Consider the following 17,062-nt stretch of genomic DNA (forward strand, 5'->3'; position numbering starts at 1 on the left):
GGAGTCACGGTGAGGGTATTGTCTTTTGATTCGCGCGCGACGGGGGTCGCCGCGTGCAAATCCGTGCGATCTTGGGGCAACTATGTCAGGCGTGATCGTGTCGATGCGTCGGACGCTGCTGTCGTGCACATCGCTCGTGCGCAACGGCTTGTTGGGAGGCGCTCTTGCAGCGCTGCTGCCGGCTGCGCCGGCTGAAGCCGCCGGCCTTGTCGACACCCTCTCCATCATGCTGGATTTCAACCGGCAGGAACTCGCGGTGCTTGCCACCGCGCTGGCCCTGCTCGGCTTCTCGGTGATGGCCGCGATCCTGTTGATGCGCACGCGCGTGCGCACGGCCAACAACGAGGCGCGGCTGCGCGCCCGAATCGGGGAACTCCAGCTCCAGGCCGACCGCTTTGGTGCGCTGCTGTTCGCCGAGCCGCAGATCCTGATCTCCTGGCCGGCCGGCGACAACCGCGCGCAAATCTCCGGCGACATCTCCATGGTGCTGCCGCGCGACTCCTCCCCGCAGCGCGTGCTCGCATTCGGGACCTGGCTGCCGCCGGAGCCCGCGCTGCAGATGGATCATGCGGTCGACGCGCTGCGCGACCGCGGCGACGGGTTCCAGCTGACGCTGACAACCGCGCATGGCCACACGCTGGAGGCCATCGGCCGCGCCATCGGCGGCCAGGCCATTGTCCGGATTCGCGAACTCTCGGGACTCCGCCGCGATCTGGCCGAGACCAATCTGCGCTACAACGCGCTCTCCGACGAGACCGAGATGCTGCGCGGCTTCGCCGCCGCCGCGCCCTGGCCGATCTGGGCCAAGGGCGAGAACGGCGCGCTGACCTACGCCAACCCGGCCTATGTCCGTGCCACCGAGGCGAACAGCGTCACCGACGCCCACGAGCGCAAGCTCGAGCTGCTCGACAGCGCCGATCGCAATGCGATGGAGCGCGGCCTGAAGGACGCCGCCAATTTCAACGCGCGGCTGCCGATCGTGATCGGCGGCGAGCGGCGCATCTACGACGTGCGCGCCGTCAATGTCGGCAGCGGCAGCGTCGGCGTCGCCATCGATGCCAGCGAGGCCGATGGCCTCAGCTCGGCGCTGGTGCGGATGGCGGAGGCCCATCGCCGCACGCTCGACCAGCTCTCCTCCGGCGTCGCCGTGTTCGATGGCCAGCGGCGGCTCGCCTTCTACAACGATTCCTACCGCCGGCTGTGGGACCTCGACCGCAGCTTCCTCGACGCCAATCCTGATGATTCCAGCGTGCTCGACCAGCTCCGCGCCGCGCGCAAGCTGCCGGAGCAGCCTGATTTCCGCGCCTGGAAAGCAAAACTTCACGAAGCCTATCGCGCGGTCGAGACCACCAAGGACACCTGGTACCTGCCCGACGGCCGCGCGCTCTCGGTTGTCACCACGCCAAATCCCGAAGGCGGCGTCACCTATCTGTTCGACGACGTCACCGAGAGCCTCGAGCTCGCCCGCCGCTTCGACGGCATGATCCGCGTCCAGCGCGAGACGCTGGACAGCCTCGCCGAGGGCGTCGCGGTGTTCGGCAGCAACGGCAAGGCCCAGCTGTTCAACCCGGCTTTCGTCCGGATGTGGAAGCTCTCGAGCGATGCCATGCGCGACGAGCCGCATATCCAGACCGTCGAAGGCTGGTGCCAGCAGCTGTTCGACGACCCCGCGGTCTGGCGCCAGATCCGCGAGGCCGTCACCTCGATCGAGAGCCGCGCCGACGTGCCGCTCAAGCTGGAGCGCAAGGACGGCAGCGTGCTCGACGGCATGATCCGGCCGTTGCATGACGGCGCGACCATGCTGACGTTCCAGGACATCACCGACACCGAGAACGTCGAGCGTGCGCTGCGCGAACGCAACGAGGCGCTGGAGGCCGCGGACCAGATGAAGGTGGATTTCGTCCACCACGTCTCCTACGAGCTGCGCTCGCCGCTCACGACCATCATCGGATTCGCGCATTTCCTCAGCGATCCCTCGACCGGGCCGCTGACGCCGAAACAGGCCGAATATCTCGACTACGTCACCAAATCGACCAACGCGCTGCTGGCGCTGACCAACAACATCCTCGATCTCGCCACCATCGACGCCGGCGCGATGAAGCTGGAACTCGGCCCGGTCGATGTCAGCAAGACCATCGAGCTCGCCGCCGAAGGCATCCAGGACCGCCTCGCCACCGACCGCATCCGCCTCAAGGTCGAGATCGCGCCCGATATCGGCAGCTTCATCGGCGACGAGAAGCGCGTGGTGCAGGTGCTCTATAACCTCCTCGCCAACGCCGTCGGGTTTTCTCCACAGGATTCCACCGTCGGGATCAGCGCGCGGCGCACCGAGCGCAGCGTGGTCTTCACCGTGACAGATTCCGGGCCTGGAATACCTGCCGACATGAAGGACAAGGTGTTCAACTGGTTCGAAAGCCGCTCGCAGGGCTCGCGTCACCGCGGCGCCGGCCTCGGCCTGTCGCTGGTGCGCTCCTTCGTCGAGCTGCATGGCGGCAAGGTGCGGGTGGATTCGATCGTCGGGCGCGGCACGGTCGTGATCTGCGATTTTCCGACCGACCAGGCGGCGCATCGCGACGCCGCCGAATGACCGAACCCGTCACATTCTCCGTCGCGCTCCACAACGAGACGGCCACCGCACAATTGATGGCCGACCTCGCGCTGCTGATAGGCCCCGGCGATGTCATCACCCTCACCGGCGATCTCGGCGCCGGCAAGACCGCGGCGGCGCGCAGCCTGATCCGCTACCTCGCCGGCGACGAGGAGCTGGAGGTGCCAAGCCCGACCTTCACTTTGGTGCAGGGCTACGAGCTGCCGCCCTTCCCGGTGCTGCACGCCGATCTCTACCGCGTCGAGGACGAGAGCGAGCTCGAGGAGATCGGGCTGTCACCACTGCCGGATGCGACGCTGGTCCTGATCGAATGGCCTGAGCGTGCGCCGATGTCGATGCCGCAAGACCGCATCGACATCGCGCTGACGCATCGGCCGGCGCTGGGATCGAACGCGCGCGCCGCCGACATCACCGGCTACGGCAAGGCCGCCGCCATCGTTGCACGACTGAAGGCACTGCGCGAATTCCTCGACGCCTCCGGCTACATGGATGCGACGCGCAAGCGCATGGCCGGCGATGCCTCGATCCGCTCTTATGCACGGTTGCTGCGCGACGACGAGATCGTCATCCTGATGAACTCGCCACCGCGCCCCGATGGCGCGGCGCTCTATAACGGCAAGTCCTACAGCGCCGCGGTGCATCTCGCCGAGAACGTCAAACCCTTCGTCGCCATCGACGAAGGCCTGCGCGCCCAAGGCATCTCGGCGCCCGCAATCCATCATTCCGATCTCGACCAAGGCTTCCTGATCACCGAGGACTTCGGTAGCGAAGGCGTGATCGAAGGCGATCCGCCGCGCCCGATTGGCGAGCGCTACGAGGCCGCGACCGACGTGCTGGCCACGCTGCACGCCAAGACGCTGCCGGAAAGCCTGCCGCTGGCAGGTCAGAGCTACGACATCCCGGTCTTCGACACCGAGGCGCTGCTGATCGAGATCGGTCTGATGCCGGAATGGTATCTGCCCGACCGCAACGCGCCGCTGAGCGAAGCGGCCCGCGCCGAGTTTTTCGCGATGTGGCGCGAGCTGCTCAGAAAGCCGCTGGCGGCACCGAAGACATGGGTCATCCGCGACTACCACTCGCCCAATCTGATCTGGCTTGGCAATCGCAGCGGCATCGCGCGCGTCGGTGTGATCGATTTCCAGGACACCGTGCTCGGACCGCAATCCTACGATGTCGTCTCGCTGCTCCAGGACGCCCGTATCGACGTGCCGGAGAATATCGAGCTGACGCTGCTGTCGCGCTACATCAAGGCACGCCGCGCGAACGATGCGAGCTTCGACGCCGCCGGCTTTGCCGAGCTCTACGCCATCATGTCGGCGCAGCGGAACACGCGCCTGCTCGGCACCTTCGCCCGCCTCAACCGCCGCGACGGCAAGCCGCACTACCTGCGTCACCAGCCGCGGATCTGGACCTATCTGCAGCGCTCGCTGGCGCATCCGGCGCTGAGCGCGTTGCGCGACTGGTATCTCGCCAACGTCCCGCCACCGCAGGCCTGATTTGGGCTCGATTTACCGGCTGTTAGCCAAGACGCCGGTATTCTTCCGGCGAGGCAGCCGGATCATGACGGGGCTGGAGCGGGCACATGGCGGTAAAGACGGACCAGCGCGGCAACAGCCGGGTTGTCTTCGAGCGCGGGATTTCGGCCCAGATGATGGGGATCGACGGCACCTGGCGGCGCGAGTGCACCATGGAGGACGTCTCCGACAGCGGCGCCAAGCTGACCATCGACGGCTCGGTCGAAGGCCTGCATCTGAAGGAGTTCTTCCTGCTGCTGTCGTCCACCGGCTTGGCTTACCGGCGCTGCGAGCTTGCCTGGGTCAATGGCGATCAGATCGGCGTCAATTTCCTCAAAGTGGGCGACAAGAAGAAAAAGGCGCGCTCCACAGCCGTCGGGGCATGATGGCAACACCCGTCGTACAACCGTCACGGCGGGCGATTAAGGCGGTTGCGATGCGGTGCGGCTGGTCGTGGCTCATGCTAGGATTGCCGCGAAAGCGAAATCAAGGGATCTGAGAAAGCGAAGGATGTCCGTCAAGCCGACCAAAGCCATGGTGCTCGCCGCAGGGTTCGGCCTGCGCATGCGTCCGCTGACGGACAAGATGCCGAAGCCGATGGTGCCCGTGGCTGGCCAGCCCCTGCTCGACCACGTGCTCGACAAGCTCGGCCAGGCCGGCGTGAGCGAGGCCGTGGTCAACGTGCACTACCTGCCGGACCAGATCATCGATCACACCGCATCGCGCCAGCATCCGCGCGTGACCATCTCCGACGAACGCGACCAGGTGCTCGGCACCGGCGGCGGCGTGGTCAAGGCGCTGCCGCTGCTCGGCGATGCGCCGTTCTTCCACGTCAATTCCGACACGCTCTGGATCGACGGCGTGCGCTCGAACCTGACGCGGCTCGCTGAGAATTTCGACCCTGAGCGCATGGACATCCTGCTGCTGATGGCGCCGACCGCGACCAGCATCGGTTATAGCGGCCGCGGCGACTACGGCATGCTGCCCGACGGGGCCTTACGCAAGCGCAAGGAAAAAGAGGTCGTTCCGTTCGTCTATGCCGGCGCGGCGATCCTGTCGCCGTCGATCTTCGAAGGCGCGCCGAAGGGTGAGTTCTCGCTGACAAAAATGTTCGACCGCGCCAATGAGCAGGAGCGGCTGTTCGGCCTGCGCCTCGATGGCGTCTGGATGCATGTCGGCACGCCCGATGCCGTGCATGCGGCCGAAGAGGCGTTTCTGGAGAGCGTGGCGTAAAGCCACGCAAACGGTGCCGTAGGGTGGGCAAAGGCGCACTTGCGCCGTGCCCACCATCTCTCTCGATCGCAAAAATGCGTGGGCACGGCGCTGTCGCGCCTTTGCCCACCCTACGGGACCGTCCCCAATCGGCGAACAGCGGGGACGACTTCTTCCAAGCCCATGACCATTCGACCTCGCCTCCTTATATTGCCTGATCCATCGAATCAGGCAGCTCATGCGCGTTTTCAGCGTCCCCATCTCGGTTCCGTTCCTGCGCACGGTCGTTACGGCCCTGCTCGAGGGACGGCTGGTCGAGGGATTCGAGGCGCGCAAGGAACCGGCGCGGCTGGCGGACGCCACGCTGTACCTGCCGACCCGCCGCGCGATGCGCGTCGTCCGCGAGATCTTCCTCGACGAGATGAAGGCGGGCGCGGTGGTGCTGCCGCGGATCGTCGCACTCGGCGACATCGACGAGGACGAGCTCGCTTTCGCCGACGAAGGCGAGCAGTTTTCCGGCGCGACGCCGCTCGACATTCCGCCACGGCTTGGCGAGCTTGAACGTCGCTTGACGCTGGCGCAGCTCGTCGCCGCCTGGGCCAAGGGCCCGGTATTGGCGCCGCTGGTGGTCGGCGGGCCCGCTTCCACGCTTGCCCTCGCCGGCGACCTCGCGCGCCTGATCGATGACATGGTCACGCGCGGCGTCGCCTGGAATGTGCTCGATGGCCTCGTGCCGGATAACCTCGATCGCTACTGGCAGCACTCGCTCGAATTTTTGCGCATCGCGCGCATCGCCTGGCCCAGCCATCTCGCCGAGATCAAACGGATCGAGCCCGCGGCGCGGCGCGATCTCCTGATCGCGGCGGAGGCCAAACGCCTGACTGCGCACCCCAATGGCCCCGTGATCGCGGCGGGTTCGACCGGCTCGATGCCGGCCACCGCGAAATTCCTCCACGCAGTCGCATCGCTGCCGCATGGTGCCGTGGTGCTGCCGGGCCTCGACACCGACCTCGACGACGACGCCTGGCGGAGCATCGGCGGCGTGCGCGATGCGCTCGGCAAGTTCGCGGAGCATCCGGCCTCGAACCATCCGCAATATGCCATGAGTGCGCTGCTGGATCGTTTTGGCATCAAGCGCAGCGACGTCGAGATTCTCCAGCCGCCGGCAGAAGGCGGTCGCGATCTGCTCGCCTCGGAATCGATGCGGCCATCGGCCAAGACGGAAGTCTGGCACGACCGGTTGAAGCAGCCGGATGTCGCGGCAAAGATCGCCGGCGGCATGACCAACCTCGCCGTCGTCGAAGCGCCCAACCCCGAGATGGAAGCCCTCGCCATCGCCATCGCCATGCGCGAGGCGCGGCATCTCGACAAATCGGCGGCGTTGGTGACGCCCGATCGTGCGCTGGCGCGGCGGGTGATGGCCGCGCTGACCCGATGGGATCTCGCCTTCGATGATTCCGGCGGCGACGTGCTGATGGAAACCTCCGCCGGCGTTTTTGCCCGACTCACCGCGGAAGCCGCGACCAAGGGCCTGGAGCCGCCGACGCTCCTCGCAATGCTGAAACATCCGCAGTGCCGGCTGGGCCGGGTGCCCGGCGCATGGACAGCGGCGATCGAGGGCCTCGAGCTTGCGGTCTTGCGCGGCACGCGTCCGCCTGCCGGCACGGCGGGCCTGCTGCGCGAATTCAACCGCTTCCGCGAGGAGCTTGCAAAACTGTGGCGCAGCGAGGTCTCCGCGCTCCATCGCGCCGAGCCGCGCGCGCGTCTCAAGGCTGAAGATCTCGATCGCATCCAGGCGCTGATCGATGTCCTGCAAAAGGCCTTGGCGCCGATCGAGAGCCTAGCCTCTTCAAAGCCATACGACTTCGCCGAGCTTGCGCACCGCCACCGCGAGATCATGATCGAGCTGTCGCGCGACGAGCAGGGCGTTCCGCTCGCCTTCGAGGAGCGCGAAGGCCTCGCGCTCGCGAGCGCCTTCGATGATCTCCTGCGCGGCGGCACGACCAGCGGATTGATGGTGCCGCTGCCCGATTATCCCGACGTCTTCCAGACTGCGTTCAGTGATCGTGCGGTACGGCGGCCGGACAGGCCGGGCGCGCGGCTGCAGATCTACGGCCCGCTGGAATCGCGCCTGATGCAGGCCGACCGCATCATCGTCGGCGGTCTGATCGAAGGCGTCTGGCCGCCGGCGCCGCGGATCGATCCCTGGCTGAGCCGGCCGATGCGGCATGAGCTCGGTCTCGATCTGCCGGAGCGCCGTATCGGCCTTTCCGCGCACGATTTTGCCCAACTGCTCGGCGGCGACGAGGTGATCCTCACCCATTCCGCCAAGGCCGGCGGCGCGCCGGCGGTGGCCTCGCGCTTCCTGCACCGGTTGGAGGCTGTTACGGGCGACGATCTCTGGAACGCGGCCGTTCGCGCCGGCGAGAAATACGTGCGATTCGCCGGCGCGCTGGACCAGCCCGCCGAAGTCAGGCCGATCAAGCAGCCGGAGCCGCGGCCGCCGCGCGCCGTGCGGCCACTCAAAATGTCGGTCACCGCGATCGAGGATTGGCTGCGCGATCCCTATACGATCTACGCCAGGCACATCTTGCGGCTCGATGCGCTCGATCCCGTCGACATGCCGTTGTCGGCCGCCGATCGCGGCTCGGCGATCCACGATGCGATCGGCGAGTTCACCGAAACCTACGCCGCGCGTCTGCCGGATGATCCCGCGCGCGTTCTGCGCGCGATCGGCGAAAAGTATTTTGCTCCGCTGATGGAGCGGCCCGAAGCGCGGGCGCTATGGTGGCCGCGCTTCCAGCGCGTCGCCCGCTGGTTCGGCGAATGGGAGACCGCGCGGCGCGAGGCGATCGAGGCAATCACCGCCGAGACCCGCGGCGAGATCTCGATCCCGCTCGACAATGCGCGCACATTCTATCTCTCCGCGCGCGCCGACCGCATCGAGCGCCGCCAGGGCGGCAGCTATGCCATTCTCGACTACAAGACCGGACAGCCTCCGACCGGCAAGCAGGTCCGCATGGGCCTGTCGCCGCAGCTGACGCTGGAGGCCGCGATCCTGCGCGAGGGCGGCTTTCCCGATATCGATGCCGGTTCGTCCGTGAGCCAGCTCGTCTATGTCCGCCTCAGCGGCAACAATCCGCCGGGCGAAGAACGCATCCTCGAGCTCAAATTCAAGCCAGGCGACGAACCGCAGCCGCCGGATACGGCGGCCGCAGAAGCGCGGGCCAAGCTCGAAGCGCTGATCCGCGCCTTTGAAGATGAGAATCAACCCTACACCTCGCTGAACCTGCCGATGTGGGCGAACCGCTACGGCACCTATGACGATCTCGCCCGGATCAAGGAATGGTCCGCGGCCGGCGGATTGGGGATCGAGGAATGGTGAAGGCGCCGCGTCCCATCCCTGACGAGGTGCGTGCGAGGCAGGCCCGCGCGTCGGATCCGACCGCGTCGGCCTTCGTGTCAGCCAATGCCGGCTCAGGCAAGACCCATGTGCTGGTGCAGCGCGTGATCCGCCTGCTGCTATCGGGCGTACCGCCGGAAAAGATCCTCTGCATCACCTTCACCAAGGCCGCCGCCGCCAACATGGCTGAGCGCGTGTTCACCACGCTCGGTCATTGGGTGACCCTCGACGACACCGCGCTCGATGCCGCAATCCGCGCGGTCGGTATCCCGCATCCCAGCGCAAAGCTGCGCCGTGACGCGCGAAAACTGTTCGCCTGCGCGCTGGAGACGCCGGGTGGCTTGAAGGTGCAGACCATCCACGCGCTGTGCACCCGCCTGCTCCAGCAGTTTCCGTTCGAGGCCAACGTTCCCGCGCGCTTCGCCGTCATCGACGAGCGCGACCAGACCGACATGATGGAGCGCGCCAATCTGAAGGTCTTGCTGGAGGCCGCGCGTGACCCGGACAGCATCACCGGCCGCGCGCTGTTGACGGCGATGGCGAGCGCCGCCGACGTCACCTTCAAGGAGGTGGTGCGTGAGGCCTGTCTGAGTCGCGATCATTTCATGGCCTGGACCGACGAGGCCGGCAACGCCGGGGCGGCGGTCGAGCAGATGTCAGCTGTGCTCGGCGTCGACGCGGGCGACCGCATCGAGGAGGTCGAGACCGAGATTCTCGACGGCCCGTTCCTGCCGCGATCGCGCTGGGACGATATCGCCTTTGCGCTGGAGGATGGCAGCAAATCGGACAACGACCAGGCCGGCCGGCTGCGCGAAGCAAAAGTCTTTTCCGGCAGCGCGCAGGTCGATGCCTATCTCTGCATCTTCCTCACCGACGAGAAGCTGCCGCGCAAGACGCTGCTCACCAAGAAATTTTGCGATCACAATCCGTCCGTCGCCCGCCTGTTCGAGGCCGAGGCGCAGCGGATCGGTGGATTGATCGAGAAGCGCCGCGCCGTGACCATGCGCGACCGCACCGCGGCGCTGCTACACATCGCGACCGCGGCCGCCGCGAACTACCGCCGCGAGAAGCAGGAGCGCGGGCTGCTCGACTACGATGATCTCATCGACAAGACGCTGGCGATGCTGAATCGCGTCGCCTCGGGCTGGGTGCATTACAAGCTCGACCGCGGCGTCGATCACGTCCTGATCGACGAGGCCCAGGACACCAGTCCGCGGCAATGGGACATCGTCGCGCACATCATCTCGGAATTCACCGCTGGCGAAGGCGCGCGCGAGGGGCTGAACCGCACGGTCTTCGCCGTCGGCGATGAGAAACAGTCGATCTTCTCATTCCAGGGCGCCGACCCGCATGAATTCGATACGCGCAAGCGGGAGCTAGGCCGCAAATTCACCGCTGCCGGGCTGAAGTTCGATCCAGTTGCCTTCACCTATTCGTTCCGCTCGGGCTCCGCGATCCTGCATTCCGTGGACCACGTGTTCCGCGAACCCGAGATCTACAAGAGCATCCATTCGATCGACATCGGCCAACCCCTGCACAATGCGCTCGCCGATGCCGGCCCGAGCGTGATCGAGCTATGGGATCTGGCAGTCGCCGACGACAGGCAGGACATCGAGGGCTGGCGCGCGCCGTTCGACGGCGTCGCCGCCACCAGCCCCGAGGTCAAGCTCGCCCGTCGCATCCAGGCCGAGATCAAGCGGCTGGTCGAAAGCGGCACGCTGACCGGCCACGAGGGCGAGAGGCGCCCGCTGCGTTATGGCGACATGCTGATCCTGGTGCGCCGGCGCGGCAATGCGTTCGACGCCGTGATCCAGGCGCTGAAGCACGCTGGCGTCCCGGTGGCCGGCGCCGACCGGCTCAAGCTGACCGAGCACATCGCCATCATCGACCTGATGAACCTCGCCGACGCGCTGCTGCTGCCGCAGGACGATCTCGCGCTCGCGGTGGCGCTGAAAAGCCCGCTATTCGGGCTCGACGACGACGATCTGTTCCAGCTTGCCTATGGCCGCAAGGGATCACTGCGCCGCGCGCTGGGCGAACATGCGGCCGGGAGTGAGAAGTTCGCCACGGCGTTACGCCGACTCGAGGCCTGCGAGACGCGCGCACGCGACGAGACGCCGTTCGCGTTTTACGCCTGGCTGCTCGGCGGTGATGGCGGACGCGCGCGCATCCTGCGCCGGCTCGGCCACGAGGCCAATGACGCGCTCGACGAGTTTCTGGAGCTGGCGCTGAACTACGAGCGCAAGGCGCCGGCCTCGCTGCAGGGCTTCATGGCCTGGCTGCGCTCCGCCGACACCGAGGTGAAGCGCGACATGGAGATCTCGCGCGATGAGGTGCGGGTGATGACCGTGCATGGCGCCAAGGGTCTCGAAGCTTCCGTCGTGTTCATGGTCGACACCACGTCCTCGCCCGCGGACTCGCAGCGGGTGCGGCTGATCCACGTGCCCCGCGGCAATGGCGGCGAGGTCGTGGTCTGGGCCGGGCGCAAGGCGGATGATCCCAAGCCGGTCGCGGACGCACGCAAGGCGATGTTAGAAGAGACCGAGGACGAGTACCGCCGCCTGCTCTATGTCGCGATGACGCGCGCGGCCGACCGGCTGGTCGTCGGCGGCTGCATGCCGGGCAACGTGAAGACGGTCCGCAAGCTGAGCTGGTACGATTTGGTCGACACCGGGCTTGCTGGCTCGGGCCTGGACAAGCAGGTCATCGAGACGCCGCTCGGCAAGGTGACGCGATTCGCGCGGCCGGAGGATGTCGCAGCGCTCGGCACGCCGGCAACGACCGTAGACCAGACCGTCGCCCTGCCCGATTGGCTGCGGGCGCCGGCACCACGCGAGACCGTCGACGATGATCCAGTGCGCCCGTCCGGCCAGCCGGCCGAGGGGGGGCGCGCGGTGCGATCGGGCGAATCGGTCCAATCGCGCGCCCTCGCGCTGCAACGCGGCACGCTGGTGCATCGGCTGCTGCAATCCCTGCCCGACATCGCCGTTGAGCGGCGTCGCGAGGCGGCGCTCGGCTTCATGGTCCGCAACGCTGCGGACTGGCCGGAGGCCGACCGCACCGCGCTGGCCGATAAAGTGCTCGCCTTGATCACCGAACCGCGTTTCGCGCCGGTCTTCGCTGCCGGGAGCCGGGCGGAGGTCGCCATTGTCGGCAAATTGGAGCGGCCGGGCCGCACGCCGGCGCTGGTGTCGGGGCAGATCGACCGGCTGGTCGTTCGCCCCGAGGAGGTTTTGATCGTGGATTTCAAGACCAACCAGACCGCGCCCAAAAGCGCGGCTGAGGCGCCTGCTGCCTATGTCCGGCAACTCGCGCTGTACCGGGCGGTGCTCTCGCGGCTTTATCCCCAAAAGCCGGTCAGGGCCGTCCTGCTCTGGACCGAGGCCCTTGAATATATGGAGATTTCAGCCCCCGCGCTGGACGCGGCGCTGGCATCCCTTCATCTCGGTGTGAGCGTCCTTGACCCGGCAAGGAGCCGTTCATAGGTTGACCTCATGATCCCGGGCGCGATTCCAGGTCGCGCCGATTCTTTCAACGAGTGAGGTACTGCAATGGCCGTTAGCAAGGTTTCCGACGCCGATTTCGAAGCAGAAGTGCTCAAGGCGAACGGCCCCGTGGTCGTCGATTTCTGGGCCGAGTGGTGCGGCCCCTGCCGCATGATTGCGCCCGCCCTCGACGAGATCGCCGGTGCAATGGGCGACAAGGTCAAGATCGTCAAGCTCAATGTCGACGAGAGCCCCAAGACCGCGTCCAAGTACGGCGTGATGTCGATCCCGACCCTGATGATCTTCAAGGGCGGCGAGATGGCGTCCCGCCAGGTCGGCGCCGCGCCGAAGGCGAAGCTGCAGCAGTGGATCACCTCCGCGGTCTGATCCCCTCGCGTAAGATTATTTTCGACAGCGGCCGGCGAAATGCCGGCCGTTCTGCGTTGATGGGACGTGTTCAGCGTATGACGAGTCCCGCCCTTGCCTGCTCCTCCCGCAAAGCGCGCCCGAAGACCGACCTCGCTCGTCGCGATGGAGGCGCGTTCGGTCGACGAGATCCCGCGCGGCAAGGATTGGCAGTACGAGCCGAAATGGGACGGCTTTCGCTGCCTGCTATCGCGCTCCGGCAGCCACATAGATCTCCGCTCGAAATCCGGCGAGGACCTCGCGCGCTATTTTCCCGAGATCGTTTCCGCGGCCCTGAAGCTCAAAGCGGATCGTTTCACGCTCGACGGCGAGATCGTCGTGCCGCAAGGCAAGAGCTTTTCCTTCGACGCGCTGCTGCAACGGATACATCCCGCTGCCAGCCGCGTAACGAAACTCTCGCAGGAAACGTCGGCGCTCTACCTCGTGTTCGATCTCCTCGCGACGACCCGAGAGAAACGTCTGATCGACAAGACGCTGCGCGAGCGACGGCCGGCACTGGAAGCTTTTGCGAAGGCCAATCTCAAAGGCAGTCTCTTCCGTCTATCGCCGGCGACGACAAGCTACGCCACGGCCAAAAAATGGCTGGCGCAGTCCGGCGGCGGGTCGGACGGCGTGATCGCCAAGCGCATCGACCTGCCCTATCAGGCCGGAAATCGCGACGGCATGCAGAAGATCAAGAAATTCCGCAGCGCCGATTGCGTCGTCGGCGGCTTCCGCTATGCCACCAACAAGCTCGCGGGGCGCAAAGTGGTCGGCTCGCTGCTGCTCGGGCTCTACGACGATGATGGCCTGCTGCACCACGTCGGCTTCACCTCGGCGATCAAGGTGGAGGCGAAGCCGGCCTTGACTGATCGGCTCGAAGCATTGATCGGCGAGCCCGGCTTCACCGGCAATGCACCGGGCGGCCCGAGCCGCTGGTCGACAGAGCGCTCGGCGAAATGGTGCCCGCTGAAGCCGAAGCTCGTGATTGAGGTTTGCTACGACCATTTCAGCGGCGAGCGTTTTCGTCACGGCACCTCGATCCTGCGCTGGCGCCCCGACAAGGCGCCGCGGCAATGCAGCTTCGAGCAGCTGAAGCAGAAGGCGGCCGATCCGATGAAGCTGTTGAAGTGACGCCCCGGACGCTGCGCGAAGCGCTGCATCCCGTCCGGGACACGACAGGATTTACCCGAGCCATCCTGTCGCAATTGCCTGCGCCAATTCAGGCTGTCCGTTGCGGCGCGCCAGTGCCGCCATCGTTTCGTAATCATACGTGACGTGGCGGAACGTCACCTCCCAGGCTCCGTTCGCCAGTTCGAGAATCGCGTAACGCGCGTGCGGCGTGCCCGCCTCCACCACATGCGGGTAGGGATGTTTGTCGCGAAAGCCGGGGCTGCCGACGCTGCCGGGATTGACGATCAGCCGGCCGTCGCGAAGTCGCACGGCGCGGGCGAGATGAGTATGGGCGCAGAGGATCAGGGACTGGCTGACGCCTTGCGCGAATTGCTCGATCCTGTCCAGCGGCGACCGCGCCACCGTGCCGTCGGGGTGCACTGTGTCGAGCCAATACACCTCGTCATTGCCGGGCGTCGCATGGCAGAGAAATACCTGCTCGCGGAACACCCGCGTCATCGGCTGTGCCCTCAACCAGTCGAGCTGGGCGACGTTGAGCGCGGCATGGGCGGGACGATCCCACGAGCCCATCTTCTCCGGCGGACGATCGAGCAGATAGCGGTCGTGATTGCCGAGCACGTGCACGGCGTCGACCGGCATCAGGATCTCGATGGTGCGTCGCGCATCGAGCGGACCGCTCAGCATGTCGCCGAGATTGACGATGTCGGTAATCCCAAGAGCGCGGATGTCGGCGAGGACAGCTTCTAGCGCGAGGTAGTTTCCGTGGATGTCGGCGATGGCGGCGAAACGCATGGCCAGTCTCTCTTTCGTGCCCCGGACGCAGCGCAGCGCGTCTTCCGCGATGCGCTGCAGAGCCGGGGCCCATATTGCAGCGCTCTGGGTCCCGGATCAGCGCTCCGCTTCGCTGCGCTTGTCCGGGACATGCAACCTCATGCAGGAGGCGTGCCGTTGATCGCCAGCACGTGGCCGGCCAGATACAGCGAGCCGGTGATCAGGATGCGCGGCGGCGCCTCGTAGGCGAGCGTCGCCAAGGCGCGTAGCGCGGCCTCGATCCCGGGCGCGGGCTCGACGCGCATGCCGAGGCTGCGTGCGGCATCTGCCAGACGGTCGACCGGCATCGCGTTCTCGGTATCAGGGATCTGCACCGCGATGATGTGACGGGTGAGGCCGGCGAAATTGGCGAGAAACCCCTGCGCATCCTTGTTGGCCATCATGCCCGCGATGACGACCAGCGGCCGCGACACCCGCTCTTCGAGGTCGCCCAGTGCTGCGGCTGCGACGCGGCCACCTTCGGCATTGTGCCCGCCGTCGAGCCAGATCTCCGAGCCCTGCGGTCCCCAGGACAGCAGCTCACCCGAGCTGATGCGCTGCATCCGCGCCGGCCATTCCGCGCCGACGATGCCGGCCTCGAACGCCGCCTGATTGATCTTGAGCGCCGGGACCGCGCGCAGCGTCGCGATCGCAAGGCCGGCATTGTCGAACTGGTGGCGGCCGAACAGACGCGGCGCCGGCAGATCCATCAAGCCGCGATCGTCGGAATAGACCAGACGGCCACGTTCGACATTGACGTGCCAATTCTCGTTCGCGGCAAGCAGCGGCGCGCGCATACGCCTCGCCTGTGCTTCGATCACCGTCATCGCTTCCGGCGATTGCTCGGCGCAAATCACGGGCACGCCGCGCTTGATGATCGCGGCCTTCTCGCCGGCGATCGCTGCCAGGGTATCGCCGAGAAAGTCCACGTGGTCCATGCTGACGGGCGTGATCACGCAGGCCGCTGGCGCGTCGACCACATTGGTCGAATCGAGGCGGCCGCCGAGACCGACTTCGAGCAACACCACATCCGCCGGATTCTGTGCGAAGAGAACGAACGCAGCCGCCGTCTTCAGCTCGAACAATGTCGCGGCCTCGCCGGCATTGACGCGCTCGACCTCTTCCAGCGCCGCGCGCAATTCGTCATCGCCGACCAGCACGCCGCCACCGACGCGGCCGAGCCGGAAGCACTCGTTGATGCGAACCAGATAAGGCGAGGTATAGGCGTGGACGCGCAGGCCTGAAGCCTCCAGCGTTGCACGCAGATAGGCGAGCGTCGAGCCCTTGCCATTGGTGCCGGCGATGTGGATCACCGGCGGAAGCTTGCGCTCGGGGTGGCTGAGCCGCTCGAGCAGCCGGTGCATTCGCTCCAGCCCGAGATCGATGCGTTTCTGATGCAGGACCGACAGCCGCCCGATCAGCTCGCCGAGCGGCGTCTTCTTGCTGTCGGGGGACGCGTTCACGCGTGGGGCGCAGCCGGCGCCGTCTCAGCGGCCGATACGATCTGTGCCGGGCTCGTGACGGCCTGCGTCGGCTTCGATGCGCCTTCCTGCGCCGGCGCCTTGGTCAGCAGGCGGCAGAGCCGCGCCAGCGTGGGGCGCAACTCGTGGCGATGCACGACCATGTCGACCATGCCATGCTCCTTAAGATACTCGGCACGCTGGAAGCCTTCCGGAAGCTTCTCGCGGATGGTCTGCTCGATGACGCGCGCGCCGGCAAAACCGATCAGCGCGCCCGGCTCGGCGATCTGCACGTCGCCCAGCATCGCGTAGGACGCGGTGACGCCGCCGGTGGTGGGGTTGGTCAGCACGACGATGTAGGGCAGTTTTGCCTCGCGCAACATCTGCACCGCGACCGTCGTGCGCGGCATCTGCATCAGCGACAGGATGCCTTCCTGCATGCGTGCGCCGCCCGACGCGGCGAACACGATGAACGGCGAGTTCTTCTCGACCGCAAGCTCCATCCCGCGCACGATGGCTTCGCCGGCCGCCATGCCGAGCGAGCCACCCATGAAATCGAAATCCTGCACGGCAACGACGACGGCGGAGCCTTCGAGCCTGCCGTAGCCGACCTTGATCGCGTCGTTGAGATTGGTCCGCGCCCGCGCGTCCTTGACGCGGTCGACGTATTTCTTCTCATCGCGGAACTTGAGCGGGTCGGGCGTGACCTCGGGCAGCGCGACGTCGAACCAGGTCTCGTTGTCGAAGATCGACTTCAGACGCGCCACCGCGCCCATGCGCATGTGGTAGTTCGAGCCGGGGATGACGAACTGGTTGGCCTCGACGTCCTTGTAGAACACCAGCTGCCCGGAATCCGGGCACTTGATCCACAGATTCTCCGGCGTCTCCCGCCGCAGCATGTTGCGGATCTTCGGCCGGACCACATTGGTAAGCCAGTTCATGGTTTGCTCCGATGTGCGATGCCGCCTCGCGGATCGCCTGAAGAGATATATGGCGGCCGGACCTTCGCCCGGCAAGCCGCCGTGTCGCCC

General features: G+C 66.5%; 11 protein-coding genes. 8 read left to right on the forward strand and 3 right to left on the reverse strand.

Annotated features, from left to right (window positions below):
- The first annotated feature begins 82 nt into the window (after nucleotides 1-82).
- The 8 genes from IVA79_RS20745 to IVA79_RS20780 all read left to right on the forward strand — a co-directional run bounded on the left by IVA79_RS20745 (nucleotide 83) and on the right by IVA79_RS20780 (nucleotide 13,761).
- A complete protein-coding gene (locus IVA79_RS20745) occupies nucleotides 83-2,587 on the forward strand; it encodes a PAS domain-containing sensor histidine kinase (protein ID WP_247556126.1) in 2,505 nt (834 codons plus the stop codon).
- The gene (gene tsaE / locus IVA79_RS20750; protein ID WP_247556128.1) at nucleotides 2,584-4,104 is read left to right on the forward strand and encodes a tRNA (adenosine(37)-N6)-threonylcarbamoyltransferase complex ATPase subunit type 1 TsaE; all 1,521 of its coding nucleotides are present in this window, start codon (nucleotides 2,584-2,586) and stop codon (nucleotides 4,102-4,104) included. The genes IVA79_RS20745 and tsaE overlap by 4 nt, the downstream gene beginning before the upstream one ends.
- Before the next feature lie 86 nt (nucleotides 4,105-4,190).
- Nucleotides 4,191-4,508: a PilZ domain-containing protein gene (locus IVA79_RS20755; RefSeq protein ID WP_247556130.1), complete on the forward strand. Its 318-nt coding sequence runs from the start codon at nucleotides 4,191-4,193 to the stop codon at nucleotides 4,506-4,508.
- Nucleotides 4,509-4,632: 124 nt separating this feature from the next.
- The gene (locus IVA79_RS20760) at nucleotides 4,633-5,355 is read left to right on the forward strand and encodes a nucleotidyltransferase family protein (RefSeq protein ID WP_247556132.1); all 723 of its coding nucleotides are present in this window, start codon (nucleotides 4,633-4,635) and stop codon (nucleotides 5,353-5,355) included.
- Nucleotides 5,356-5,572: 217 nt separating this feature from the next.
- Entirely contained in the window at nucleotides 5,573-8,719 is a 3,147-nt protein-coding gene (gene addB / locus IVA79_RS20765) for a double-strand break repair protein AddB (RefSeq protein ID WP_247556134.1), read from the forward strand.
- Nucleotides 8,713-12,222, forward strand: a complete 3,510-nt coding sequence (gene addA, locus IVA79_RS20770) for a double-strand break repair helicase AddA (protein ID WP_247556136.1) — start codon at nucleotides 8,713-8,715, stop codon at nucleotides 12,220-12,222. Before addB ends, addA begins: the two co-directional genes overlap by 7 nt.
- Nucleotides 12,223-12,288: 66 nt before the next feature.
- Entirely contained in the window at nucleotides 12,289-12,609 is a 321-nt protein-coding gene (gene trxA / locus IVA79_RS20775; RefSeq protein ID WP_008540017.1) for a thioredoxin, read from the forward strand.
- Nucleotides 12,610-12,753: 144 nt separating this feature from the next.
- Nucleotides 12,754-13,761: an ATP-dependent DNA ligase gene (locus IVA79_RS20780; protein WP_247556543.1), complete on the forward strand. Its 1,008-nt coding sequence runs from the start codon at nucleotides 12,754-12,756 to the stop codon at nucleotides 13,759-13,761.
- A gap of 51 nt (nucleotides 13,762-13,812) precedes the next feature.
- Here the strand turns inward: IVA79_RS20780 and IVA79_RS20785 are convergent, their stop codons facing one another.
- The 3 genes from IVA79_RS20785 to accD all read right to left on the reverse strand — a co-directional run bounded on the left by IVA79_RS20785 (nucleotide 13,813) and on the right by accD (nucleotide 16,972).
- Nucleotides 13,813-14,553 carry a metallophosphoesterase family protein gene (locus tag IVA79_RS20785; protein WP_247556138.1) on the reverse strand — a complete coding sequence of 247 codons (741 nt, stop codon included), beginning with the start codon at nucleotides 14,551-14,553 and terminating at the stop codon, nucleotides 13,813-13,815.
- A 137-nt stretch (nucleotides 14,554-14,690) separates the two neighbouring features.
- Complete coding sequence (locus tag IVA79_RS20790) at nucleotides 14,691-16,034, reverse strand: folylpolyglutamate synthase/dihydrofolate synthase family protein (RefSeq protein ID WP_247556140.1); 1,344 nt, start codon at nucleotides 16,032-16,034, stop codon at nucleotides 14,691-14,693.
- Entirely contained in the window at nucleotides 16,031-16,972 is a 942-nt protein-coding gene (gene accD, locus IVA79_RS20795) for an acetyl-CoA carboxylase, carboxyltransferase subunit beta (protein WP_247556142.1), read from the reverse strand. The genes IVA79_RS20790 and accD overlap by 4 nt, the downstream gene beginning before the upstream one ends.
- Nucleotides 16,973-17,062 lie beyond the last annotated feature (90 nt).

The organism is Bradyrhizobium sp. 138 (genome assembly GCF_023074075.1).
Classification (GTDB): Bacteria; Pseudomonadota; Alphaproteobacteria; order Rhizobiales; family Xanthobacteraceae; genus Bradyrhizobium.

What these genes read in the sequence shown, in the direction of transcription:
- IVA79_RS20745 (WP_247556126.1), top strand. Translation starts at nt 83, where the DNA reads ATGTCAGGCGTGATCGTGTCGATGCGTCGGACGCTGCTGTCGTGCACA.
- addB (WP_247556134.1), top strand. Translation starts at nt 5,573, where the DNA reads ATGCGCGTTTTCAGCGTCCCCATCTCGGTTCCGTTCCTGCGCACGGTC.
- IVA79_RS20760 (WP_247556132.1), top strand. Translation starts at nt 4,633, where the DNA reads ATGTCCGTCAAGCCGACCAAAGCCATGGTGCTCGCCGCAGGGTTCGGC.
- IVA79_RS20755 (WP_247556130.1), top strand. Translation starts at nt 4,191, where the DNA reads ATGGCGGTAAAGACGGACCAGCGCGGCAACAGCCGGGTTGTCTTCGAG.
- addA (WP_247556136.1), top strand. Translation starts at nt 8,713, where the DNA reads ATGGTGAAGGCGCCGCGTCCCATCCCTGACGAGGTGCGTGCGAGGCAG.
- IVA79_RS20785 (WP_247556138.1), bottom strand. Translation starts at nt 14,553, where the DNA reads ATGCGTTTCGCCGCCATCGCCGACATCCACGGAAACTACCTCGCGCTA.
- tsaE (WP_247556128.1), top strand. Translation starts at nt 2,584, where the DNA reads ATGACCGAACCCGTCACATTCTCCGTCGCGCTCCACAACGAGACGGCC.
- accD (WP_247556142.1), bottom strand. Translation starts at nt 16,972, where the DNA reads ATGAACTGGCTTACCAATGTGGTCCGGCCGAAGATCCGCAACATGCTG.
- trxA (WP_008540017.1), top strand. Translation starts at nt 12,289, where the DNA reads ATGGCCGTTAGCAAGGTTTCCGACGCCGATTTCGAAGCAGAAGTGCTC.
- IVA79_RS20780 (WP_247556543.1), top strand. Translation starts at nt 12,754, where the DNA reads ATGGAGGCGCGTTCGGTCGACGAGATCCCGCGCGGCAAGGATTGGCAG.